At 65.6% G+C, this 22297-nt stretch carries 20 protein-coding genes and 2 pseudogenes; 11 read left to right on the plus strand and 11 right to left on the minus strand.

What is annotated here, in order from left to right:
- Nucleotides 1-116 precede the first annotated feature (116 nt).
- From AB0I94_RS35085 to AB0I94_RS35100, 4 genes and pseudogenes are all read right to left on the minus strand, one after another.
- On the minus strand, nt 117-878 hold the full coding sequence (locus tag AB0I94_RS35085; protein WP_363313794.1) for a calcium-binding protein: 762 nt from the start codon (nt 876-878) through the stop codon (nt 117-119).
- A 226-nt stretch (nt 879-1104) separates the two neighbouring features.
- Nucleotides 1105-1224, minus strand: a pseudogene (locus AB0I94_RS35090) (pyridine nucleotide-disulfide oxidoreductase); the annotation flags it as partial.
- A 1674-nt stretch (nt 1225-2898) separates the two neighbouring features.
- Complete coding sequence (locus AB0I94_RS35095) at nt 2899-4404, minus strand: DNA sulfur modification protein DndB (protein ID WP_363313795.1); 1506 nt, start codon at nt 4402-4404, stop codon at nt 2899-2901.
- Entirely contained in the window at nt 4401-4856 is a 456-nt protein-coding gene (locus tag AB0I94_RS35100) for a hypothetical protein (protein ID WP_363313796.1), read from the minus strand. The genes AB0I94_RS35095 and AB0I94_RS35100 overlap by 4 nt, the downstream gene beginning before the upstream one ends.
- 401 nt (nt 4857-5257) lie before the next feature.
- On the opposite strand from AB0I94_RS35100, the pseudogene AB0I94_RS35105 reads away from it, so the two are divergent.
- Nucleotides 5258-6385, plus strand: a pseudogene (locus AB0I94_RS35105) (IS630 family transposase).
- Between the two features lie 73 nt (nt 6386-6458).
- Here the strand turns inward: AB0I94_RS35105 and AB0I94_RS35110 are convergent.
- Nucleotides 6459-7085: a GrpB family protein gene (locus AB0I94_RS35110; RefSeq protein WP_363313797.1), complete on the minus strand. Its 627-nt coding sequence runs from the start codon at nt 7083-7085 to the stop codon at nt 6459-6461.
- 177 nt (nt 7086-7262) lie between these two features.
- On the opposite strand from AB0I94_RS35110, the gene AB0I94_RS35115 reads away from it, so the two are divergent.
- Nucleotides 7263-7868, plus strand: a complete 606-nt coding sequence (locus tag AB0I94_RS35115) for a hypothetical protein (protein WP_363313798.1) — start codon at nt 7263-7265, stop codon at nt 7866-7868.
- Between the two features lie 112 nt (nt 7869-7980).
- Nucleotides 7981-8265 carry a hypothetical protein gene (locus AB0I94_RS35120; protein ID WP_363313799.1) on the plus strand — a complete coding sequence of 95 codons (285 nt, stop codon included), beginning with the start codon at nt 7981-7983 and terminating at the stop codon, nt 8263-8265.
- A gap of 236 nt (nt 8266-8501) precedes the next feature.
- Here the strand turns inward: AB0I94_RS35120 and AB0I94_RS35125 are convergent, their stop codons facing one another.
- On the minus strand, nt 8502-8726 hold the full coding sequence (locus AB0I94_RS35125; RefSeq protein ID WP_363313800.1) for a hypothetical protein: 225 nt from the start codon (nt 8724-8726) through the stop codon (nt 8502-8504).
- Between the two features lie 136 nt (nt 8727-8862).
- On the opposite strand from AB0I94_RS35125, the gene AB0I94_RS35130 reads away from it, so the two are divergent.
- The 3 genes from AB0I94_RS35130 (at nt 8863) to AB0I94_RS35140 (ending at nt 10271) form a co-directional block, all read left to right on the plus strand.
- A complete protein-coding gene (locus tag AB0I94_RS35130; RefSeq protein WP_363313801.1) occupies nt 8863-9267 on the plus strand; it encodes a hypothetical protein in 405 nt (134 codons plus the stop codon).
- A gap of 64 nt (nt 9268-9331) precedes the next feature.
- On the plus strand, nt 9332-9742 hold the full coding sequence (locus AB0I94_RS35135; RefSeq protein WP_363313802.1) for a tyrosine-type recombinase/integrase: 411 nt from the start codon (nt 9332-9334) through the stop codon (nt 9740-9742).
- Nucleotides 9726-10271 carry a hypothetical protein gene (locus AB0I94_RS35140; RefSeq protein ID WP_363313804.1) on the plus strand — a complete coding sequence of 182 codons (546 nt, stop codon included), beginning with the start codon at nt 9726-9728 and terminating at the stop codon, nt 10269-10271. The genes AB0I94_RS35135 and AB0I94_RS35140 overlap by 17 nt, the downstream gene beginning before the upstream one ends.
- A gap of 371 nt (nt 10272-10642) precedes the next feature.
- Here AB0I94_RS35140 and AB0I94_RS35145 read toward each other — a convergent pair whose 3' ends face one another.
- A complete protein-coding gene (locus tag AB0I94_RS35145) occupies nt 10643-11056 on the minus strand; it encodes a hypothetical protein (protein ID WP_363313805.1) in 414 nt (137 codons plus the stop codon).
- A gap of 21 nt (nt 11057-11077) precedes the next feature.
- Nucleotides 11078-11527 carry a hypothetical protein gene (locus tag AB0I94_RS35150; RefSeq protein WP_363313806.1) on the minus strand — a complete coding sequence of 150 codons (450 nt, stop codon included), beginning with the start codon at nt 11525-11527 and terminating at the stop codon, nt 11078-11080.
- 1019 nt (nt 11528-12546) lie between these two features.
- On the opposite strand from AB0I94_RS35150, the gene AB0I94_RS35155 reads away from it, so the two are divergent.
- Nucleotides 12547-16794 (plus strand): hypothetical protein, encoded by a 4248-nt coding sequence (locus tag AB0I94_RS35155; protein WP_363313807.1) that lies wholly within the window; start codon nt 12547-12549, stop codon nt 16792-16794.
- 11 nt (nt 16795-16805) lie between these two features.
- On the plus strand, nt 16806-17063 hold the full coding sequence (locus tag AB0I94_RS35160) for a hypothetical protein (RefSeq protein WP_363313808.1): 258 nt from the start codon (nt 16806-16808) through the stop codon (nt 17061-17063).
- Nucleotides 17064-17225: 162 nt separating this feature from the next.
- Here the strand turns inward: AB0I94_RS35160 and AB0I94_RS35165 are convergent, their stop codons facing one another.
- Complete coding sequence (locus tag AB0I94_RS35165; RefSeq protein WP_363313816.1) at nt 17226-17855, minus strand: amidohydrolase family protein; 630 nt, start codon at nt 17853-17855, stop codon at nt 17226-17228.
- Between the two features lie 380 nt (nt 17856-18235).
- Here AB0I94_RS35165 and AB0I94_RS35170 point away from each other — a divergent pair, with 380 nt between their 5' ends.
- The gene (locus AB0I94_RS35170) at nt 18236-18532 is read left to right on the plus strand and encodes a hypothetical protein (protein WP_363313809.1); all 297 of its coding nucleotides are present in this window, start codon (nt 18236-18238) and stop codon (nt 18530-18532) included.
- 13 nt (nt 18533-18545) lie between these two features.
- Here AB0I94_RS35170 and AB0I94_RS35175 read toward each other — a convergent pair whose 3' ends face one another.
- Together AB0I94_RS35175 and AB0I94_RS35180 are read right to left on the minus strand one after the other, a co-directional pair.
- A complete protein-coding gene (locus AB0I94_RS35175) occupies nt 18546-18857 on the minus strand; it encodes an HTH domain-containing protein (RefSeq protein WP_363313810.1) in 312 nt (103 codons plus the stop codon).
- On the minus strand, nt 18854-19789 hold the full coding sequence (locus AB0I94_RS35180) for a replication initiation protein (RefSeq protein ID WP_363313811.1): 936 nt from the start codon (nt 19787-19789) through the stop codon (nt 18854-18856). Before AB0I94_RS35180 ends, AB0I94_RS35175 begins: the two co-directional genes overlap by 4 nt.
- Nucleotides 19790-20516: 727 nt before the next feature.
- On the opposite strand from AB0I94_RS35180, the gene AB0I94_RS35185 reads away from it, so the two are divergent.
- Together AB0I94_RS35185 and AB0I94_RS35190 are read left to right on the plus strand one after the other, a co-directional pair.
- Nucleotides 20517-21347, plus strand: coding sequence for a hypothetical protein (locus AB0I94_RS35185; RefSeq protein ID WP_363313812.1), 831 nt, complete (start codon nt 20517-20519; stop codon nt 21345-21347).
- A gap of 696 nt (nt 21348-22043) precedes the next feature.
- The gene (locus AB0I94_RS35190) at nt 22044-22241 is read left to right on the plus strand and encodes a hypothetical protein (protein WP_363313813.1); all 198 of its coding nucleotides are present in this window, start codon (nt 22044-22046) and stop codon (nt 22239-22241) included.
- The last annotated feature ends 56 nt before the right edge of the window (nt 22242-22297 follow it).

The raw sequence follows: 22297 nt of genomic DNA on the forward strand, positions 1-22297 counted from the left end.
CGGCGCCCTCCCCCCATACCCCCCGCGGGCCCGCCGGCCCCGAGGGGCGCCACCCCCCCCCCCCTTTCTGGCCGACCGCTGCGGCAGCAGCGGTCGACACGAGGGCGAGTTGGCGGCTACCTGACGTCGACGTAGTCGGCGGTAGTCGTGGCAGGGTGGGTGGTCGAGGTGTCGGCAAACGACCAGCGCCAGTACCCGTCGGTCGCTGCCTTCACGTTCGTCTTCAAGGCCCCGAGGCTGCCCGTGGTCACCGTCTTCACGGTGGTGTAGGCGCTGGAGCCCTTCTTCCGGAACTGCAGTTTCACCGGCTGGCCGGTGTAGCCGGCGTATTTGTACGTCTCCCAGTTCGCGCGGGTGAGGCTGCCGGTCACGGTCAGCGTCTTGCCCTTCTTTACGGGCTCCGGCGCGGCGTTGACCGTCATCTTGGCGTAGCGCCTTACCTGCACCGTGGCGGCGGCGTCCTTGCTCATGTAGTCGCCGTCGTTTCCACTGATCGAGACAGCCGCCTTCCAGGTTCCGGCTGTGGTGTTGTCCTGGGGATCGATCCGTGGGTGAAAGGTCATGCGGTAGGTGCACGTGCTGGTCGTAGGTGCACCGGCATGGGGTACACAGTTGCCGGTGGGGTTGTCCGGAATGACAAGACCCTTGGAGTCCTTCCACAGCGACGGGACGGTGAAGTCTTCCTTGATGCCCGAATCGTCGCTGGCGGTTACCTGGAGGGTGAACTTCTTCGCCTCCGTGGTGCCCAGGGCAATGTCGTGCCCCTTGTTGATGACCACCTTGAGTATCTGGGTATCGCCCTCGTGTTCGTCAGCCTGCGCGCCGCCCGGGACGGCGAGCACGGACAGGGCGCCAACAACAAGCAGCCACGACTGCACGCATACGCATCAGTGTCTTTTCCTCGACTCAACAAGGCCAACAACGCCTGGCATTAGGGCTGTCTGACCCGCCTCAGTGCTCCTGAGGCGTCGAAAACGACTCTTGAAGGCGTCAAACGGTTGTATTCAGAGGGGCCCCTCCTTCGGGACGGCGAGAGGTCGGTAGGGCAAGGTTGTGGAGGCAGCAGGGCGAGACTCGGGCCGTTGGGACGGACGGCGTCCCGGGTCGGGCCGGGCGGCCGACGCCGATGAGGGTGGCGGAGGCGAGGCCGGTCCAGTCGCCGTAGCCGAGCAGGTGCAGCCGCGGCTCGCCCGGGGCACACCTCCCGTCAGCGGGAATGTACCCGAGGGGCCCAAGATTTGTCGGGTTTGCCGGACTTGGTGCGTGGAGGGTTCCATCGAGGTCGCCACCGCGGTAACCGTGACGACGTGCTCTCCGTACCCGCGGGTTGGCCCCACCAGTAGTGCCGTGGGTGCCGATCCCCTGCCTCGAGGGAGATGAGGGCTCTTTGCTGCCCGCTTAAGATCCGCTTGTGATGGACATCCACGAGGAGCTGATCAGGCTGGAACGTGCTGCTGAGGAGGCGCGCTGCGCTTGCAGGTCTTGCCGGTGAGGAGTATTGCGGCGCAGGGGCGCCGCTGGTCGGACATTGCCGTCGAGTTTCAGAACGGCCGTCACGGCACACGCCGAGGGGGACCGGGTAGCCGCATCATGGGATCGAAATGGCTGCGAAGAGGGCGGTCCGGTATGTGGATGAGGATCCGTTCGAGTAGGGCGCTGCCCGTTGAACTGGCGGCTCTGGCGTAAGGAATCTGCTCGTCGCTGGTTGCGTTGGATCCGCCGTCGACCATCATGATCTGTCATGGTCCTTACCGATGTCGTCGCGGCCGTGGCCCTTACGAGCATTCCTGTGAGTGTGCTGGTGGGCCCGCTGGCAGGTGCGCACCGCCGTAGCGCAGTCGGAGGCGAACCACCGGGCGGCGCTGGCGGTTGCACAAGCGAGCCACCAGACTGCTTTAGCGGCTGCCGAGGCCAGTCACCAGACTGCTTTAGCGGCCGCCGAGGCGAATCACCGGAGCGCCGTAGAGATGACGCGCAAGCAGATGGAAGCCGAGCACGCGAGATGGATAGCGGAGGCGCGGCGGGCCGAGTGCAGGCTCTTTCAAAATGCCGTGGCACAGTTCCGGCGCGTCTTCCTGGCTGATGAGGTCACTACAAGGATGCGTATGACGCCTTGCACGACATCCATGAAGGCCGTCATGCGCTGCGCACCGTAGGGCCTGCTGAGGTGTCCTCGGTCGCCCATGAGATCAACAACTTTTGTTTGTTCATGACAGGACACGTCCATCGGGAACCGGGTAGTCCCCAGGAAAGACGGGCCGATTTGTGGCGAGCCCACGTGGCCCCGCTCCGTGCCGAACTGGACGAGGCGTTTGAACGGGCGAACGCCACCGGTTGGGTATAGAGGGAGAGCGCCTTCGCGCTTGCTCCTGCCAAGATCGAGTTCACCGGCCGTCGCCCCCGACTCCTGATCGACCAAATCCGCACCGACACGGACTACGTTCGCGAGATGGTGGACTACCTGGGCGCGGAGGACATGACTCACGTGAACGAGATGATGGGACTGTTCCTCGGGCTCGACTGGCCAGCGCGGCGGGACACAGCCTGCGGCTCCCGGTGAAAGGTGGAAAGCCCGAGGGGCGCACGCTCATTGCAGCAACCAGTCCGTGGCGGCGCTGCGATGGCCTCCGCGCGCTCGCTTCTGAAGCAGGCAAAGGGCAGCCCGCGGGGATGCTGAGGACCGGCGGGCCCTCACTTGCGAACAGTCTGCAACTGAGGGCCGCTCTGCGTGCCGGCCCATCAACGCCGGGGTGCGGGGCTTCCCGCGTCTGTTCCTGGGGTTCAACCAGCCGTTCCAAGGCGGGATCCGCGGCGCGGGCCCTCAGGTACAGCAAGACTGTGGGCCAAGGGCCAAGGGCCGACGGCCCCCAGATCAGCGCCGACCGGGGGCGTGTGTGCCTAGTTGACGGGCTCGGATTCCCCGCTGGTGAGCTCGGTCCAGGTGTCGGACAGGATCTTGTTCTCGACCTGGCTGATGTGCGCCGGCGTGTTCGAGGCTGCCGCTGCCACGACAGTCTCCCCGGTGCTCTTCAGCTTCACCGTCTTCTTGGTGCCGTTCTTCTCCTGCAGGCAACCTGTGATCCGAATCCAGTGGCGGCGGTCACGCCGCCAGTCGATGGCAGCCAGACGCCGCTTGAACTCGTCGAAGGACACCGCCGGAGCAGGCGCATACTGTTCCGCGATGATTTCGGTGAACCTTTTCACCAACTGCTCAGTCGTGTCGTCTCCGGTTGCAGTCTCCTTCTGCATCGCGTCCATGATCGGCCCGAGTTTGTCGCGCCGCACCTGGTTGTAGGACAGTGCGAGGGCCTTGAGGGCGAATGCCCATCCGTGAACGTACAGCCGCCGGTAGGTGTCGGCCTGCTTGGTGTCGCTCCAGGCGACACCGAACTGGCCTTCCAGCGTTTGCAGGAACTCGCGGCAGTACGGCAGCACCGCGTCGATGTGGTGGTGCTTGATGTGCTCGCGCTTGCGGTTGCCGTGGGAGATCACATTGAGCAGTATCTGCTCGAGCGTCGATGCGTCGACGATGTTTTGCACCGCAGTGAGCGTGGCCCCCGTACTGCGGCCGTCGGCGACGCGGTTTTCGAAGATGGTGCCCTTGACCGCCTGGTTGCGCAGCTTGGCCAGGGCGGATGAGGTGTCGAAGGTCGCCACCAAGTTGGTGTTCTTCTTGGTGCCGCGCCCGTTGCGATCTGCGAAACTCTGGGCTGCCGCATCGACGCCGACTTTCAGTTCGATCTCAAGTGTCACGAAGAAGGTGTCAAGTGCACCGCTCTGCATGGCGAGACGATTTTGCGCTGCTTCGAACAGGGCAGCGGTCTGGGTCTGTCCGTCGGCCTGCATGATGGGCCGCTTGGGCAGGTAGATCTCGCCGTAGATGGCTGCCGGGTTCGCTTCATCGAACGCGACGAAAATGGGCTGAGGATCCTCCTCGAACTCCTCGACCGACTGCCAGCCGGTGACGGTGGGAAGGTAGGCAACCCGCTCGCCGCGGACGGCCTCCAAGATGTACCGGCTGAAGTCGCCACGGTTGCTGGCTTTTGCGCCTTTGAAGTCGCTCTGGGTCTTGAGGTGGGCGGCCTTCATGCCGTTGGCCTCGTAGTCGACAGCGCGTGGCGGATCGGAAGGGTTGTACTTCACGAGGTCCGTAAACTGCTGCAGGCTGGGATGGACGGTGACGCAGATGCGGTATCTCTCTTTCGCACCTTTCAGGCACAGGGTGCCGCGGAAGGCGTGCCGCTTCTCTGTCTCATGCTGGAAGCGGTAGCGATGCTGCTCGAAGTTTTCTCGCGCTTCCGCGTCAGAGCTGACACGCAGGATGCGCAGACCCCCGTATGTGGCGTCCTCGGGGATGTCGTCGGTGTTGATCAGCTTCTGCTGGCTGATGAACGGCGTACTCATGGCGTCTCCTGCTGGTAGGGCTCGGCGCCTGTCGCGGCGAGCAGCCCGGACTGGCCGGGAATGACGGGAAGCGATGGGGGTTCTGCAGAGGTCGGGATGCCACCGGCGTGGGCAAGGACGGGCGGCAGGGCGACCAACTCGATCGAAAGGTTCATCCGCTCAACGGTGTAGGCGAGCTCAGGTTGAAATGCGAACGCTGCGATGACGCCACGGATCAGACAGTCGCTGCCGGCGGCCTCCTCAGCCCGACGTGCCATGGCCATGTAGACCAGGATCTGCCCCAGCGCCTCATAACTCGCACTGATCTTGAATTCCCACAGGCGAGTGACGTTGCTCCGATCAATCGTGCGCATGTCCGCGCGTACGGCCGTGCCGTCGTAACTGTTCTCCCGGGCGATGAGCAACTCGCCGGGACGGTGCTGGGCCAGTTCCGAGGCGTAGTAATCCCGCACTCTGCACTCGGGCTCATGAGGCCCTAACCGATCTCGCGTCATCACAGCCAACTCTCGCGTCTGTCAACTCGTCTCTCAGTGAGGCTAGTTGCTGCCTCGACAACCCACAAGCGAATCTCGGAGATTTGAACGTATGACGCCGAGGTAGTTGCGTGCATGCGCAGTTGTACCGGTGCCGACAGCCTCCTGGTCGGCTGGCCCGCCATGGTGGGACCGTCGACCGGCGGGGTGTCCGGGCGGCTGCCCGCCCTAACATCACCCGCCCTTCAGCACCTTGGTGGCGGCCTCGCTCTCCCGCTGGCGCAGTAACGCTAGCTAGTGCTGTGACCGCCTAGGTTCGCCGGTTCGGCGGTGGTAGCTGTTGGATGTGTGGTGACGCCGATCCGACTGCTGGAGGCGCGGTGGCCGAGCCCGTCCGTGTGCGCAGACTGACCGACCAGGAGGGGCAGAAGCAGAAGCTGCAGCAGATTGTGCGCCGGGGCAGCACCAGTTCGGTGCGCTATCGGCGGGCGATGATGCTGCTGGCTTCGGCTGGCGGGAACCGGGTACCGGTGATCGCACGAGTCGTGGCAGCCGACGAGGACACCGTCCGGGGCGTGATCCACCGGTTCAACGAGATCGGCCTGGCCTGCCTGGTCCCTCGCTGGGCGGGAGGCCGTCCCCGCCAACTCAGCCCTGATGACGAGGATTTCGTCATCAGGACGGCCACCACCCGCCCGACCAGACTCGGCCAGCCCTTCACCCGCTGGTCGCTGCGCAAGCTCGCCCCCTACCTGCGCACGGTGCACGGCCGGGTGATCCGCATCGGCCGCGAGGCCTTGCGGTGCCTGCTCGCCCGCCGCGGCATCACCTTCCAGCGCACCAAGACCTGGAAGGAGTCCCCGGACCCCGACCGGGAAACGAAGGTGGACCGTATCGAGTACGTCCTGGACCGCTTCCCTCACCGGGTGTTCGCCTTCGACGAGTTCGGCCCGCTCGGGATTCGTCCCACCGGCGGCGGCTGCTGGGCCGAACAGACCCGGCCCGGCCGGCTGCCGGCCACCTACCACCGCACTCACGGGGTGCGGTAATTCCACGGCTGCTACTCGATCGGTGACGACCGCCTGTGGGGCGTCAACCGCCGCAGGAAGGGCGCCGCGAACACGCTGGCCGCACTGAAGGCGATCCGCGCCGCCCGGCCCGACGGCGCCCCGATCTATGTGATCCTGGACAACCTGTCCGCCCACAAGGGCGCCGACATCCGGCGCTGGGCGACAAAGCACAAGGTCGAGCTGTGCTTCACCCCGACCTATGCCTCCTGGGCGAACCCGATCGAGGCGCACTTCGGACCACTGCGGCAGTTCACCATCGCCAACTCCCACCACCCCAACCACACCGTGCAGACCCGGGCCCTGCATGCCTATCTGCGGTGGCGCAACACCCATGCCCGCCACCGCGACATCTTGGCCGCCGAGCGCAAGGAACGCGCCCGCATCCGCAGCGAGAAGGGCATCCGCTGGGGCGGGCGCCCCCTCAACGCTGCGGCCTGACCAGCCAACGCAGTGATCGTTTCCGACCACGGCACGAGTCTGCAGTCATGCCTGAGATCCTCATCCGACTCGCCTACGCGTCCGACCCGGAACTCTCACCCGCCATCGCCCGGTCGAGGATCGCCGCAACGACCTCGGACTTGGCGTCGGCGTAGTTCTGCATGTACTCCCAGGACTGCAGGGAAAGCGACCGTTTGGCGTCGGCGTACAGCTTGCGGTCGCTGCTGACCGTGCGCAGCCGGTCGCGGAAGCGCAGCATACGGACGGCTTCCTGGCAGCCCTCGGGCAAGACGTGCAGGTTGGCCGATTCGACGCTCGGGTCGAGGTGGTGCTTGCGCAGTACGCGGTGCTCGTACCATTCAGGCTCTCGGATAACGAGCGTGAAGCCAAGGCCTTCCAGGGCCGGTACGTAGCACGCCTCGTCACCGGGACCGGGGACGGTCAGGAGCATGTCGATGACCGGCTTGGCGGGCAGGTCCGGCACGGAGGTGGAGCCGACGTGCTCGATCCGGTGGTCGACGTGGCCGAGGCGCTCACGCATGCGGGCGGCCTCCCGCTCGAAGACCGCGGGCCACCGCGGGTCGTACTCCCGCAGCGTGACCTGGCCGTTGAGCTTGGGCGGCGCGACAAGGTGGGCCGCCTCGATCTCCTCGGCGGTCATGGGAATGCGCGGGACTTCCTCATCGGGCCGTTCGGACATGGGAACTCCCGTCTGCACTCTGGGGCCACGAAGCCAGGGCTCTCGGCACCAAATTGATGGCTCGCCGTCCCGGCGCGGTTGGTGGTCATCCTTGCACCACCGCAGATCCAACCGCCACGACCACCAACCCAGCGAACCTATGCGGTCAGAGCACTAGCCGCAGCGGTCTGGTGGCGGGTGGTCGTACACGATCGTCTGGCCGGACTGCTCGGTGGACGAGGACCCCGAGCGGGAGTTGAACGGGACATCCTCGATCGCGACCCACCGTTCCTCACCATCCGTCCCTACTTCGCCGGCACCACGTACGCGGGCGGTGGCATCACGGCCGTCGACTACCACCAAGCGGTGCCCGTGGTCGTCACCGAGCTGGAGCGGATCACGGCCGATCCGGATGGGGCGGCGGGGAAGGTGTGGCACAGGCTCGGGCGCGAAGAGTGGCAGACGCTGACCGACGCCCTGGACAACCCCGACGGTGACCGGCTGTACGTGGTGCAGGCGGAGCAGGTCCGCAAGCGCCAGAGGGAGCGTGAAGCCGCGGCCCGAGAGGCGCAGCGGCCCATGTGCAGGCGCTGCGGAGCGAAGTTCACCGACGACCGCTGGGACACGGTGCGGCACCACCCGCGGATGCAGCACCGCGAGCTGTGCGGGCCGTGCCTGGACGAACACTGGCAACAGGTGAGGGCAGAGAAGGCCGCCCGGATACAGGCGGAGGAAGCCGTGGCGCGGGAGGCGGCCGAAGCGAAGGCGAAGAAGGGCCGCGGCCTGTTCGGGCGTCGCGGGTAGGCGCAGGACGCGACGCTAACGAACTCGGTGCTCTACGTTCCCGCCCGCTCGGTCCCGCGACCGCGTCTCCAACGGGGAGACCACGTGCGGCCGGGCGGAGAGGACCGTCACCATGACCTTCACCGAGCCCGGCCTGTACGTACGCAACGGCTTCGCCGAAGGGCCGCTCGCCGACGCCGCGCTGTCCCGTGCGGCCCGCGCCGGGCAGCTCATCGACGATCTGCAGGAGCAGGCGTCCACGATGACCGACAGCCAGCTGCGCGACGGCGTGTACCGGGCGCTGCGCCGCTTCACCCAGGAGCAGCCGCCCACGTGCCAGGTCGACAGCATCACCGCGCTGATCCGCCGCGGGGTGCGCATCCACTGGCCCGCCTCCGACCGTCTGCCCTGCGCTTGACGCCCGCCCCGCGGGAGGGCACCCCGCGCCCTCCCGCAGGACGGGAGAGGCCGGACTGTCGGTCGCCGCCGGCCGGAGGAGATAGAGGACGGCGTCGCCCTGACCACCGAGCTGGGGCGGTGGCCAGGTGGCCGGGCGCTGTACGACCCGCTCCACGGCGAGCCTCGCCCGCCGGGCGGCCCGGGTGTGGTGTGCCGCTTCCACTACTCCGGCGACACGCCCCTGACGGCCGCTGCCTACGGCTTGCCTTCGGTCAGCTGGGCGGCGGTGTTCTCGATCCACAGCAGCGTCCACTCGACTCCGGCCTGCCACCCGGGTTCCGCGCTGTCGTAGCGGCCTTCGGCGTCGGCGCGGATGTTGGCGGCGAGGGCGCGCAGGTCCTTGTGCAGTCCCTGCCGCCGGGCCGTGTCCACGGCCCGGATCATTTCGTCGGTGATGTCACCGGGGCGGAGTGCGCTCATCGCCCCACCTTGGACGACGCCCCCGCCGATGGCCATACCGTGAGATCACCGAGCTGGACGCTGCCACGGCGAAGCTCTGGTCAGCTGGTGATCTCCCGTGGCAGGCTCGGGGCTTTCCAAGCGAGGGGAGCATCTGGTGGAGGGTTTCGCGGATGCGGAAGGCGACGTGTGTCCCGACTGCGAGGCGGGCCCGAGTCCGGAGAACGCCTGCGTCGGGGTGGGGATGCCGATCCAGATGTGGCATACGCCCAACTGCCCGCAGTGGACCGTCATGCAGATCGGCTGGGAGGCAGGCTCCCGGCGCATCAAGGAACAGGATGCGTGGGCCAAGGACGTCTTCCCGACCGCGTGTGAACGCCTGAAGCAGGCCGCCGCCGCGATGCCGCCGGGCACGCACGCTCAGCCGTTCGCCGACGCGCTGACTGAACTGGTCCAGGCGCAGGCCGTCACCACCGGCTTCGTCGTCCTGCACCGGTGGGTGGAGATCCTGGAGCGCCACTTCCCGCCCCAACTGCCTGACCCCAACCACACCACCGAGTAGCCGCACCCAGGGCGGCGAGCTCTCGCTCAACAGGTGAAATGCTCGTCGCTGAGCAGCGGCAGAGATGCCGGGCCTTTCGAGGTCAGGGCTCTCGATCCGGCCCGCGACCAGGGCAAAGGTGGTCCGCAGGCTCGCGCTGGCCTCCGGCGTCGAGCGGTTCTCCACGCATACCACCCGGCACCTGTGTCTGACCGATCTGGCCCGCATGGGCTGGGAGTTGCACGCGATCGCGTCCTTTGCCGGGCACCGTCCACCCTTCAGTACATCCACCTCTCCGGCCGGGACCTGGCCGACAAGCTGGCCCGCGGCATGGATCACATTCATGCCTGGCGAATACAGATGCTCACCGCCCCGGCGGAGGTGTCGAAGCGAGGGCGCCGTCGCTGGCCATCGCCACCGAGGACAACGATGGTCACTGGTCCTGGCCGATCGTCCCGGACCATTACGACACGACCGCCATGGTCCGACCTGCTGAGGCACGTGCCGTCTTTGAGCTCGGCCTCCGCAATCTTCGCCGGCTGCAGTACCACGACCCGGCCGAGCCGGGCTGGCACGTGATCGCACGGCTGCTGAGACCGCTCGAGGCGGTCAACGCCGCACTCGACTCACCGCCCACTCCGCACCGCCGCCGGGCCATGCTCGACGTGATCGCCCTTCTGCTGACGCACAGCGCGGAGACCGGACGGGTCTACTGGGGCTGGACCACGCAGGAATGGACCCGTCTACTCGGCCGCACCCAGGCCGAGTTCCACCAGCACGCACCCGCCTGGGTCGGGGATGAGGTCCGCCCCTACCTCGCGGCGCACGCCTATCTGCTCGGCTCCTTCAACGAGTTCCACCAGCTTGGCAGCTTCCAACGCCTCACACTGTCGTGGCGGATCTTCGGACGAGACCGCGTCACCAGCGACATCGCCCGGGTCCGCACGGTCCTCCGGGCCTGGGGCTATCAACTGGGTCAGGACGACGACACGTTGCTGCCTGCAGTCGCCTGCCAGCTGCGGTGACGTGCACCGCCGTTACTCGCACATCGATCCCGGGTAAGAGCACATCCTCGACCGCGACGACCCCCATGCCAGGGCAATCCCCGCAAGAAACGTTCCCGCACTCGGACAACAACCTGGGGATTCACGGAATAGCGGCCTGAACCCAAATACGCGATCGTCCACACCGGCTGTCAGTTGTCCGGTCAGGAACCGCGAAGCGCGGCTGGATAGATCAAACGAGGACGGGCTGACACGCGAAGCCCCTGACTACGTAGATGATCTTGTTCGATATCCGCCTGCCAGGAGCTTCGTCATTGCGCAGTGCTGTTCAACCCGCGGTCAGCTCCGACGGCTTGGACAAGGGTGAACTCGGACTGCAGTCAGCGTTCCGACTATTCAGTGATCATCGACGTTGTGCATGTGGATGTGATCGGCTTGCTATTCTCGCTCAGGCAGACTTCGATCCATTCGCTCTGGCCGTTTGCGAGATTCGGAGGCTTGAATTCGATGCCGCCGCCTCCATAGCCCTGATTGAATGCCTTGAAGTACGTATTACCGTTAGGGTGGTCGACTCTCAGGAAGACTCCGTGTCCGTCTTCGCGCGTGTCGGCGACAGTGAAACTGTCTGCATCCTCGCTGATGTGAGGGTGGTAATAGTCATTCCAGTAAACTTTCCCACCGCCGCCCGACGGTGAAAACCACGCGCCGTGGGGGGTGTCCCCGGCTGCGAATGCGGAACCCTGCGAGCCTAGGGCCAGGGATATTCCTGCGACCGCCATGACGACAGTCTTTATGCGGTTACTCATGCCCATCTTTCCTTCCTGAAGTTATTCGGTAATATTCCACGACTGACACAGAGAAGAAACTGGCCTGCCATTGTCCGTCAGACAGATTTTGAGTTTCCCTGTTGTGTTGTCTTTGAGATTAGCGATACCCAAGTGGACCCCGTTGCTGCCCGTCCCGTTAGTGTTTGTTTCCGAATAGGTCGTACCATTCGGGTGGCGGAATGATGCGTAGACGCCGTGGCCGTCACTGAGGGTGTCGTAGAGATAGAAATCATCCAGATCGGCAAGCGTGTCCGGATGGAAATCCCACCAGTCGACCCGAGCTTGTGCCCGCAGAGGGGGGTCTATGTAGTAATACGCGGTCGGATTTGCATCTAGCGGTTGCAGCTGATCGGAATTAGCTTGCGATGGAGTTGCGCCTGCAACCGATGAGAAAATGATTGCGGCGAGGGAAGTCGCAACGCCCAGAGATGACAGCGCAATCTTGCGCATAGAAAGTCCCCGTCCTGGATAAGATAACGAATCCGACACCGGCCTTGTGGTCTATGTGATGACGGCGGGGCAAGAAGACCACGTTTTAGATTTGAGCGTCAAGGGGTCTCATCGTTAGCCGAGTGGGATGATTGTGCCCTGTTGTCCCCCATTGTGGTGGATCGGACGCGGTGTCCTTGTCCGCGTCAGGATTTGGGCGTTCTTTGGGGGTATCGGGACATACTCTCGTCACCTTCGCCCGACAGGGCTTGCCTCCGCATGGTCCATCTGAACAGGCCTTGCTCCGTGGGGGGTTGGCGAGTTCCAAGCGTTCGTGAGAGGGCGAAGGGATTGGGTTGCGGCCGAGCGTGTCGCTTCCCTTCGGCTTCGCAGTGACTGTCCGATATCAATTTGTGACAGAGGGTTAAGGCAGTAAATGTACGATACGCCTGGTGTGTCAATGATCTAATGCGGCTATCGCTCAACCGCGCAAGTCAGCGGTTTGAGAGGTTTGCGAATCGTGCGTCGGACGTCGAGTCGGATCTTCCGGCGCATTTGCGGGGTGGTTTTGGTGGTGGGGGGTGCCGTCGATGCGAAGGGCTTCATGTCCCGGAGCGTTGGCGTAGCCAATTATGCAGAAATTGAAGGCCGCGGCTTCTTGAGCGTCGATAATTTCTCTGCGCTCCTTGGGGCATCTTTGCGTTCCTGCGCGCGGGCTTGCGTGGCGCATCTGTCCCGGCTGATGGCTTAGCCCGTGCCGGGCGCCAGACTTGAAGGCGGGCTGTACTCGTCTCCCGGCCGCAAGGGCCACGCTGTGCGTCTCACTCGACCAACTCCCCCACGCAGGTGCGCAGCGCCTGCGTCCGGTGCGGACTGCCCACGCCATCAGCGGTGTGGGAGACCCCTGAATTCAAGGAGAGTCGTTGAGATTCCTCAGACGGGCGCGAGCCCCACTGGCTGTGGTGGCAGCCGGATGTGTACTCGCCGGGCTGGTCCAGGCCACGGCCTGGGCGGATGAGACGGTCGGCAAAACCCCGACAGTGCAGCAGCCGGAGAAGAAAGAACCTGATGTGGTTCCGTCAGCTGAGCGCGCTGAGCTGCTGGGCAAGGACTGGAGGAAGTCTGATGACCTGGCTTGGACGACCACGAGCGATGCCAACGGCTTCCATCTGCTGACCGCCGATGAGAAGGACGGGTACGCGTGGCGTACGGCGGCCTCGCTCTCCGAACCGGGCTTCGACACGGACAGCTGGATCGGCAACGCGTGTGTGACCGGATCGGGTAAGCGCGCGGTAGTGGCGTACGCGCCACGCACATTCACCAACAAGCCGGATCTCATGGCTCGCGGTGCGTTCACGGCGGTCGTGGAACTGGCCACCGGCAAGGTAACCAAGCTGCCCCTGCAGGCCTCGCTGTCGTACTACAGCCCCGGCTGTGGTGTGGGCGAGAACGCGGTTCTCACCCAGTCCGGGGGCGAGGACAAGGCCTCCACCCGGCTGTTCAAGCTCGATGCATCAACGGGCGCGTTGGCCAAGCCAGTTGAGACCAAGGGCCAGGTGACCTCTGCTGTCGCGGCGAAGAACGGCTCCATCGTCGCTGCTTTCGGCGCGCAGGTAGTCAAGGTCGACGCCAAGGGCAAGAAGACCTCTCTGGTCCACACCGACGCTGTGCCCTACGAGCTGGCCCCGGATGCCCAGGGCGGCATCGTCTTCCTCGACAAGCAGCCTTTGTCGAAGGGCAAGTCGGCGGGCGAATCCTCCGCCAAGGACAGCAAGACCCGAGCCAAGCGGATCACCGCCAGCCAGGTCGCCCACCCCGACGCCAGGCGGGCCAGGGCGTCGCTGCTGGCCCAGGGGCCGCTGACTTCAACTGGGCTGACGCGTAGCGCCGGCACCGTCTACTTGACCGGCAAGGCAAAGCCCGTCTCCGGCAAGCAGCTGCCCAAGACCGTCCGGCACTTGGCGAACACCCCGAAGGACGCCAAGGTCACAGCGCGCGGTGACGCGGTTTTGACGGCAACGTCCTGGACCGACGGTCAGGGCGCGCTCATCCGGGCGAAGAACCCTGACGCAAGCCGCCCGGTCAATGTCGAGATGACCGTCCTGGACAGCGGCAAGAAGACGAGCTTTACCGTCGACCCCGCCAAGCGGCTCAGCACCAGCATCAGCCAGGGCAAGAAGCGCACCCCCGCGCTCCGAGCGCCCAAAGGCTCCGACACCCCGCAGGCCAAGGCCGGTGCGAGTGCCCTGGCCGCCGATGGGCGCAAGGAGATCGTAGAGTCGGAGCGGGTCTGTTCCGTGCCCCGCAACGACCCGCGGAACCAGGCGATGCAGCCCAAGCCCCGGCAAGTGGAATGGGCTGTCAACCAGGCGATCAACGACGGGCTGAACAAGCACATCAGCCGTCCGGCGAACTGGAAGGGCCTGGGTATGCCCGCCTACCAGCCGCAGACCCTGTTCCCCGCACCAGCCCTGGAAGGCGGCGGCAAGATACCCGCGCAGGTGATGCTCGGTATCACCACGCAGGAGTCCAACATGTGGCAGGCCTCGCGCTCGGCCGTGCCCGGTGTGACGGGCAATCCACTGATCGGCAACTATTACGGCATCGACTACTACGACGGCGAGTCGCTCAACGACTGGGACATCGACTGGGCCGAAGCCGACTGCGGCTACGGCATCACCCAGGTCACCGACCACATGCGCATGGCCGGAAGGGAAGACGGCCACGGCGGAGCCGCCTGGCCGTACGAGAAGCAGCGCGCGGTCGCCCTGGACTACACAGCGAACATCGCGGGCGGTCTGCAGATCCTGGCCTCCAAGTGGAACCAGACCCGCAAGGCGGGGCTCCAGGTCCACGACGGTGACCCGAAGCGGCCGGAGAACTGGACCTTCGCCCTGTGGGCCTACAACTCCGGCTTCTACGCCAACAAGGGTGACGGTAGTCCGTGGGGCGTGGGCTGGGCCAACAACCCCGCCAACCCCGAATGGGACGCCGGCCGCACCCCGTTCATGGAGGATGCCCTGGGTAACGAAAGGGCTTCTGACGCCGCGCACCCACAGGACTGGCCCTACCAGGAGAAGGTCCTGGGCTTCGCCGCCCACCCGCCCTCGTTCCTCGAGTCCCCCGGCAAACTGGTGCCGGCCTTCCGGGCAGCATGGTGGAACGGCACCGGAGGCGACGCCACCGTCGCTGGCAGTGCCAAGCAGAACCGTGCCAAGGTCAAGCCGCCGGAGGACACCTTCTGCGGCCCGGGCAACAGCTGCGACCCAGGCAAGATCAGTGACAGTGCAACCACCGACAGCGGACCCTGCACACGCAGTGACTACAAGTGCTGGTGGCACATGCCGGTTGAGTGGAAGTCGGACTGCGACTACTCCTGCGGCAATGAGTTCGTCCGGTTCAACAGCACCTACCCCGAGGAAGCAGACGGCACCGCCTACCCGCCCAACTGCAGCACCACGGGTCTGCCCTCCGGCTCGATGATCATCGATGACGTGCCGGAGGGAACTCCCTCGGTGAGGCCGGGCTGCAGCAACAGCGGCTGGACCAACCAGGGCTCCTTCTCCATCGACTTCGGCGAAGGGGAAGCAGGCGGCCACCCCTCGAACTCCTATACCCGATGGCCCTCAAAGGTCGACCTGCACCAGCTCGGGGCAGGTTTCGGCGGCCACTTCTACTTCGGCCACACCCGCAAGGCCGACACCAAGGGCAACCGGCTGAAGTTCACCGGAAGCTGGACCCTGAACAAGGCCGTCAACGGTCCGGCGAAAGTCTGGGTCCATCTGCCTGATCACGGCGCCCACACCCAGCTGGCCAAGTACAAGATCGAAACCGCCAAGGGGACGCGCTACCGCACCATCAATCAAAAGGGCGACAAAAACCGCTGGGTCACTCTCGGCGCCTTCCTCTTCGACGGCGCACCAAAGGTCTCGCTGAGTACCATTGCTTCCGACGGCAGCGGTGACGAAGACATCGCCTTCGACGCCATCGCCGTGGACCCGATCAACGGCACTTACGTCCAGGACACCGTGGACGCAGTCGCCTTCTTCGACGAGGATCAGAACATCGACGGCGCGGCGAGTATGCAGCCGCTCAACACGCCGTTCAAGAGCCGTCAAGCACTCTACGACTGGGGAATGAAGACCTCTGGCGCGGTGATGGCGGAGCCCACCTGTGCTGGCGGCCCCAGCCAGGACTGCGTCATGCCGGAGACCAAAGCGGCCATGACGAAGTGGCACGACGCGGTCAAGACTGCGGGGACCGACCCGGTCGACCACCCCGACGGCAAGGGCATCACCAACTGGATGTACTACTCCAACCCCTATACCGACCGGCCTACCAGCGACACCAAGCCGTCACGGTTCGACACTGACGACAGTGCCTACAAGATCCGCAACAAGGTGACGGTGTCGTATGTGAAGACCGACGACGGTAAGATCGTGGAGGGGAGCGAGTTCGTCGAATACGACAGCCGGACTGCGGACACTCACCTGCCCTCCTTCGTCATGGAGACCTTCAAGGCCATCCAGAAGGACTATGGGGTCCCCGCGCCGGACCTCAACTACGACGCCGTCGACCTCAACGAGCACAACGGTGTGGTGAGCACGACCGACACCAACACCACCGGCATCCTGCCGGGCCGGGAGTACGCGTCCATGGGCAAGAAGCCGGTCATCGTCGACGCTAGCGGGAACCCGGTCACGGACGGCAGTGGCACCTGCGTCGCCGTCCTGCACACCTCCGGTGGATCCATCGGATACCGGCCCATGCTCGGCGTCAAGAGTGCGACCGACGCTGCCTTCGACTGGAAGTACAAGATCCACAACGACGTCAAGACCAACCTAAAGGTCGCCGACGTGGCGGGGGAGATCTACAACGCCATCTTCAAGCCCGGGATGACAGGATCGCTGTACAACGCGGCTCCTCCCATCTGGCAGGAACTCAACTTCCAGTCCTGTGCAAACGGAACGATCAAGAAGAACAGCAACAGGCCACTGCTCCGATCCAGCTTCATGCCCAGCCAGTACCTCTACCGCAACGGTAAGGCTATGGGCTTGGACGGCACACTGTCAGGCAGCAAGGCGCCTGTGGTCAGCGGCGACTTCAAGAAGTTCAGTGAAGCAGCCGAGATAGATGTTGCGGACATGCCATACGGCGACTGTAGTTCCGGTACAGATCAGGGCGGAAACCCTTGGGGCATCGACATACTCGACCCTCCAGAAGCGAATCCGTCAGGCCACTTCTGTGTGGACTCCGGCTTGAAGCCAGACCCTGATTTCAGCGACTGAGAGAGAATCCAATGGCACTGTTGCTCCCTTTGTGGGCCGTGGTCTCCCTGGCCTGGGCCGCGCTCGCATGGCTGTTCCCGGCACATCGATTCCTGGGGCTGGCAATTGCGGTGGTCCATCTGGCTCTGTCCGTTTCCGCCGTGCTCCTCGGCATCGTCGAGGGCGTATCGGATGACGGGCTGCCTCAATGGATCATCGTTCCGGGAATCATGTCCGCTGTGATCCGGGTGGCCGTCGAACTCAGGGGCGTCCACGGCAAACGACAGTGACATGGCATCGGGCCTCCTCTCCGGGTTCCTGGAGAGGAGGCCCGACGTAGTTTCTCCACTTCGCCGGTCTCGGTGCCGCGCTACTGCGGGCAGCTCGAGCCAGCGCCCTGTTTTCGGTCCACGAGGGCCGGAAAACAGGCCACCAACCCAAGGCTTCTACTCTCACGTGCCGCTCGGCTCGTAGCGCAGACCCGCGGCGAAGATGGCCTGGGCACCATCCAGCGCGGAGAGGTCCACGAGCGGGTCACCGTCGACTAGGAGGAGATCCGCGCGGTAGCCGGGGGCGATCTTCCCCGTGACCGCCCCCAAGCCCAGCGCAGCGGCCGCCTGCGACGTCGCCATGTCGATGATCGAGGCGTTCGCCAGGCCCAGGTGCGCGTAGAACGACAGCGCGGCCACCAAGCCGTCGAATCCGGCGCGCTGTACACCCGCGTCCGTACCCGCGACGAGGCGAACCCCCGCCTCGGCCATCTCCCGTACCAGATCGAACATCGCGTTGGTGCGTTCCTCGCCGAAGAAGCGCGGGAGCATCTGCCAGTGCGGGCTTACGGCCGGGCAGACGGTGATGCCCTTCGTGACAATCTGCTGGACCACGTCGGGACGGAAGTCCAGGCCATCGCTCGACATCCAGGTGCAGTGCTCGATGGTGTCGACGTCTGCCTCGACGGCTGCGGCGATGCCGTCGGCTCCGTGGGCATGGGCCGCGACGGGCACGCCCGCCTTGTGGGCTTCGTCCACCAGAGCGGCCAGTTCCTCCGCCGTGAACTGCGACTGAGGGACGCCACCGCGCAGGTACGGTCAGCTCCACGGCAGGCAAGAGGGCACACACCACCGGACCCAGGGGGGCCAATGGGCGTGGAGAACGGACCGCAGAGCATCCCGTGGGGCGGCGAGTGGCGACGACACCTCCGCTCCGATGCCGAGATGGATCTCGTGCGCTCGTGGATGCGCCGTGTCGAATGCCCGACCTGCAAGGTGGCCGCAGGGCAGGCCTGCCGCACCAAGGGCGGCCGCCCGACCAACGAACACCGTGCACGCCGTGACGCCGTCGGCCCCATCCCGTACGCGAAGTGGCGAAAGGAGGGCCTCATCCCGGAGCAGCGGACGTACACGATTCCGGCCGTGCTCAAGGAGTCGGAGAAGGCCCGCGCCGACTTCAACGTGGACCCGCCTTGGCCGACGGGGTGGCGGTCGTCCGCATGTTCCTCGCCGACCGACTCGGGTTGTTCCTCCAGGGCGAGGAGGCCATGAACCGCATCGACGACGCCGTGCGCAAGCTGATCGAGGTCCGCGGCCCGGTGGGGACGGCCGACGTGGTCACTGTCCTTGCTCACCAAGTCGCCTCGCTGCTGGCTGCGAGCGCCGGCCCCGACGGCGATCCAGAGGCCCTGTTCGACACGGTGACCGGTACGCAGGTCGACATGGCCCGCAAGATGCAGAAGATCCAGAGGGAGCGCGCCGAGGGTTGACCCGGCCGGCTCGCTACGCCTGGCCCTGCTCCTGGGTTTCACCGGCAGCGGCGTAGCGGGTGAGGTCGACACCGGCCGAGCGGGCTTCCTTGAGCCGGATGGACACCAGACCGGTGGAAACATTCAGCTCGCGCGCGATCTCGTAACCCTTCAGCCCCTGCCGGTGCAGCTCGACGATCTGGTCCCGACGTTGCCGGGAGCGGCCCTCGTACGCCGCGCGTTCCTCAGCGACCATGCGCACCACCGTCCGCGGGGACACTCCGAACCGGTCCGCAAGTTCACGGGCCGTCACCGTACGGCGCTCACGGCTGGGTTCCTGCGTCACGACGTCCCCCTCATGTACTCCAGCATTGCTGCGGCGCGCTCGTCCCGGCGCGCAGCTCGTACTTGCCCGGAAGCCTTCCCGCCCTTGGCGCCGCCCTTCTTGCCGCGGGCGGACTGGATGGCGACGAAGGTGGCCTCGTAGACAGCTGCGCCGTCCTTCCACATCCTCGACTTGGTCGTGATCCACCGGTGGATGCTGTTGGCGATCGCGCGGGCCTCAGATGTCGGCAGCGGCTCCGTGAACTCGGCGTTGCGGGTGTGTACTTCGGCGTGGATGGCGGTGTGGAGGGTGTCGGGGCTGCCGAAGTGGTGGCGTACCTCGCGGTACGCCCAGGTCCGTGCCGTCTCGAAGATCGAGCAGTTGCGCCCCAGCCCGGTGATGTTGGTGCGGAACCGCTTGGTCTCACGCCAGCGCGAAGGCGGCATATGGCCATCCAGCGCCTCCTCCAGGCCGCCGAGCGTGTGGAGTCCGCCGTGGAGCCACTCGGTGCTCCAGTCCGTGTGCAGCGGGTTCTTCGTCATCAGCCCCGAGTACGCCGCATCGCCGTCCAGCGCGCGGCGCAGGCCCTCGGTGACGGCGGCGGCGTAGGCCAGTGGCTTGCGCCGGGCGTACTCGGTCCGCGTCACCGCCTCCGCCAGCGCCCACACCGCATGAGCATGTCCACTCACCGGGTTCTCCACGACCGCGTTGGGCAGCGGATGCGACCCCACCGACGACACCGCCCGCAGCACCGCATCCGAGTGGTCCACATCCACGACGAGATCCACGACGAGAAGATTGCTCACCGCCGACGGGTTCGCCTCCACGTACCGACGCGTCATCGCCACCGGCCGCCGCTCCCGCCGGATCCCCTCCTGCAGCCGGTTCGTCGCATACGGCCGCAACGGCAGCCACAACTCGTCCCACTGCGCCACCGGCAACTCCACACTCATGCGCTGATCATCTCGGTCCGGCCGAGCGGGGAGGTACGGACACGCCGCAGGATTCAAAGTGAGTCACGAAAGCCAAGTCAGATGGTTCCCGCCCACGCGCCGCTCGTTCCCGCTGGAAGTCTTCAAAGTACGCCACGAAGACCAAGTCAGATGGTTGGGCTTCCCCACCCGGGGAAGCCCAAGACCGCTTGCCCCAGGGAGCCACAGATTCAAGGTCCAAGTCGGCTGGTTCAGCTCCCTGCCGGGAACCACGACCTCCCCCGACTGCTTGACCAGCTCCGGCCGCCCCGTAGTTCGCCGGGGGAGCACCTCGAAGATCCCAGGGCCTACACGCACACCAGTGCGATGCCGCAGCTCAGAACCCCCGGGCATCGCACCTCAGTGCGTGTAGGCCCTGGGAGCGGCGCCGCTGGCCCCGGACAGCGAACCCCGAGTCGCCCAACGCCCCTCGGAGTCCTGCCCGTCAGCCTTACGCCGCCGCCGACTCCAGCGGGGCTGCGTGTGCATCGTGTTCACCCCGGCGAGTGGTGCAAGCCGCAGGTCAGGGACGCGTTGATGTGGAGCCTGGCCAGATGAGCCCTGGGCTCGTGCTTCGTAAAAGCGGACCGGTCGGGCCGCCACCGGGGCGAACGACCGCAGACACCTTAGCTACGAGAAAACATAAAAAGCTCAGCTAATGCTGTGTAGGCTGCTCTGGCGACGGCATCAATCAGAGTCGGGGTGGGACATGCCGAAGGCGTTGTTCGTGAGCGCGAAAGCGGCGCAACAGGCGAGGGGGGAGCGTGCCCAGGATGAATTGATCTTGGGGGAATGGAGTCCGTTCCACGCGCGTTCACGGCGGCCGACCTTGTTTGACCCTGACGAGGTCGAATATGTAGTCGGGGTGGCGCAGGGCGTCATCCTCGCGGTGCACAAGGTCGTCGCTGACGCGGAGGGAAAACCGTGGCGTGCGGTCACGGACTCGGGCGACCCCGACCGGTGGCGTGTGCGCTTCTCCGGCGTCCGGACGCTGCGGCACTTGGAGGGAACTCCCAGCCCTGTGCGTTGGGGGCGCGGGCAGGGCACACCAGTTAAGGTCGCGGACGCCAGCCTGCTGACAGATGGGGACGCCGCTGTCGAGCGAATCGATGGCCCCTCAGGCACCGCACGACGGGCCGTTCTTGACCAAGTCGTGGTAACCAGCGGACCGGATGGCGAAGTGACCGTAGACGCACCGCCCGGGACGACGGTAACGGTCCGCACCGCAGCTACCACATCGGCACCGCCAAGCCCCTCGCGAGCCACCAAGGCGAGCGGGCGGTACTACACCCCGCAACTGCTCGTTGAGCAGACGGTGGCAGCCGTTCTGGACGCCATGGGTGACGAGGTACTGCTGCAGGGCGGTGTCTCCCTCTGCGAGCCTGCTCTTGGCTCAGGCGCCTTCCTCGGTGAAGCGATCAAGCAACTGGAGCAAAGGTATCGGGAATTGGGTGAGGCGCCCGAGATCGTTGTGACCGGCCCGCTGGTCGCCAAGATCACCGAACGTATCCGTGAGCGCCTCGAAGAGGCGGTCGCATGAGCCAGAAACCAAAGAGCGGTGCGGAGCGTCCGTTCCTAGACATTCGGATCGGCGCGCTACGGATCACCTTGCAGAACCGGCCCAGCAGACTCATCGCCGCCATGGCCACTGTGACGCTCGGCCTCGGATCCTGGCTCGTAGCGGGCGGGACAGGACTTCTCACACGCTGACAACACCGGCTACGCCCAGGTCGCCCCCTCCGGGCCGCGAGCGACTGGAGCTTGTCCGCGTGCGTAGCCACATCCGTGTTATCTGCGGCCCAGCCCTAGCCCCGCCGCACCGCCCGCTACGCTCTGGACAACGGCTTCCACGCCGTCGTCGAAGGCATCCTGTACGGACCGGGGGCGCCTGGAGACGGCGGTCTGTGACCGCGGCCGGGGCTGGGCCGGGGTGGTCAGTGCGCCGAACGCATGACAGAGCAGTACATGCCGTCTGCCCTGCCGTTTAGTGGGTGTGTCGAAAACGAAGAAGAAGATGGTTGTGAGTCAGCGTGCGAAGGCTGAGGCGCGGCGAAGGAAGGCGGCGGCTGAACGAATCGGGCCCCAGCCGCCGAAGTTGCCGAAGCGCCCCTGCCTCCGAGACCTGAACCCGCCAGGGAGCTGGTACAAGTCCAACAACTGGCACCGGCCCGGGCCCATGGTGAAGCGGCTAGGGGCCTCGGGCGCTCGCCAGTTCGCCAGGCAGGCGAACGCCGATATGGAGCCAGGTGAAGCCGAGATCAACGAGCACATGCTGGAAGTGTTGATCCGCTACGCAGACACGTATGGACGCTCCGGCGTTCCCGGTGCTGCCTTCACCTTGGACAAGGTCGTACGCACCTCGTCCTTTCTTGCTGAAGTGATGGAAGCACAGCAACTAAAGGTTGTCCCGTATGGGGTTGGAGTTATCCCGTGAGGGCCAGGTTGTGAAGGCGGGCGATGCCGAGCATGGCCTGGTGGACGCCGTTGCCC

Source organism: Streptomyces sp. NPDC050147 (assembly GCF_040660195.1).
Taxonomy (GTDB): Bacteria; Actinomycetota; Actinomycetes; order Streptomycetales; family Streptomycetaceae; genus Streptomyces.

Coding starts and splice junctions, on each gene's coding strand:
- AB0I94_RS35190 (WP_363313813.1), top strand. CDS start 22,044: ATGGAGCCAGGTGAAGCCGAGATCAACGAGCACATGCTGGAAGTGTTG.
- AB0I94_RS35160 (WP_363313808.1), top strand. CDS start 16,806: ATGGCACTGTTGCTCCCTTTGTGGGCCGTGGTCTCCCTGGCCTGGGCC.
- AB0I94_RS35140 (WP_363313804.1), top strand. CDS start 9,726: ATGGTCCGACCTGCTGAGGCACGTGCCGTCTTTGAGCTCGGCCTCCGC.
- AB0I94_RS35095 (WP_363313795.1), bottom strand. CDS start 4,404: ATGAGTACGCCGTTCATCAGCCAGCAGAAGCTGATCAACACCGACGAC.
- AB0I94_RS35180 (WP_363313811.1), bottom strand. CDS start 19,789: ATGAGTGTGGAGTTGCCGGTGGCGCAGTGGGACGAGTTGTGGCTGCCG.
- AB0I94_RS35185 (WP_363313812.1), top strand. CDS start 20,517: ATGCCGAAGGCGTTGTTCGTGAGCGCGAAAGCGGCGCAACAGGCGAGG.
- AB0I94_RS35150 (WP_363313806.1), bottom strand. CDS start 11,527: ATGCGCAAGATTGCGCTGTCATCTCTGGGCGTTGCGACTTCCCTCGCC.
- AB0I94_RS35145 (WP_363313805.1), bottom strand. CDS start 11,056: ATGAGTAACCGCATAAAGACTGTCGTCATGGCGGTCGCAGGAATATCC.
- AB0I94_RS35135 (WP_363313802.1), top strand. CDS start 9,332: ATGCCGGGCCTTTCGAGGTCAGGGCTCTCGATCCGGCCCGCGACCAGG.
- AB0I94_RS35125 (WP_363313800.1), bottom strand. CDS start 8,726: ATGAGCGCACTCCGCCCCGGTGACATCACCGACGAAATGATCCGGGCC.
- AB0I94_RS35110 (WP_363313797.1), bottom strand. CDS start 7,085: ATGTCCGAACGGCCCGATGAGGAAGTCCCGCGCATTCCCATGACCGCC.
- AB0I94_RS35120 (WP_363313799.1), top strand. CDS start 7,981: ATGACCTTCACCGAGCCCGGCCTGTACGTACGCAACGGCTTCGCCGAA.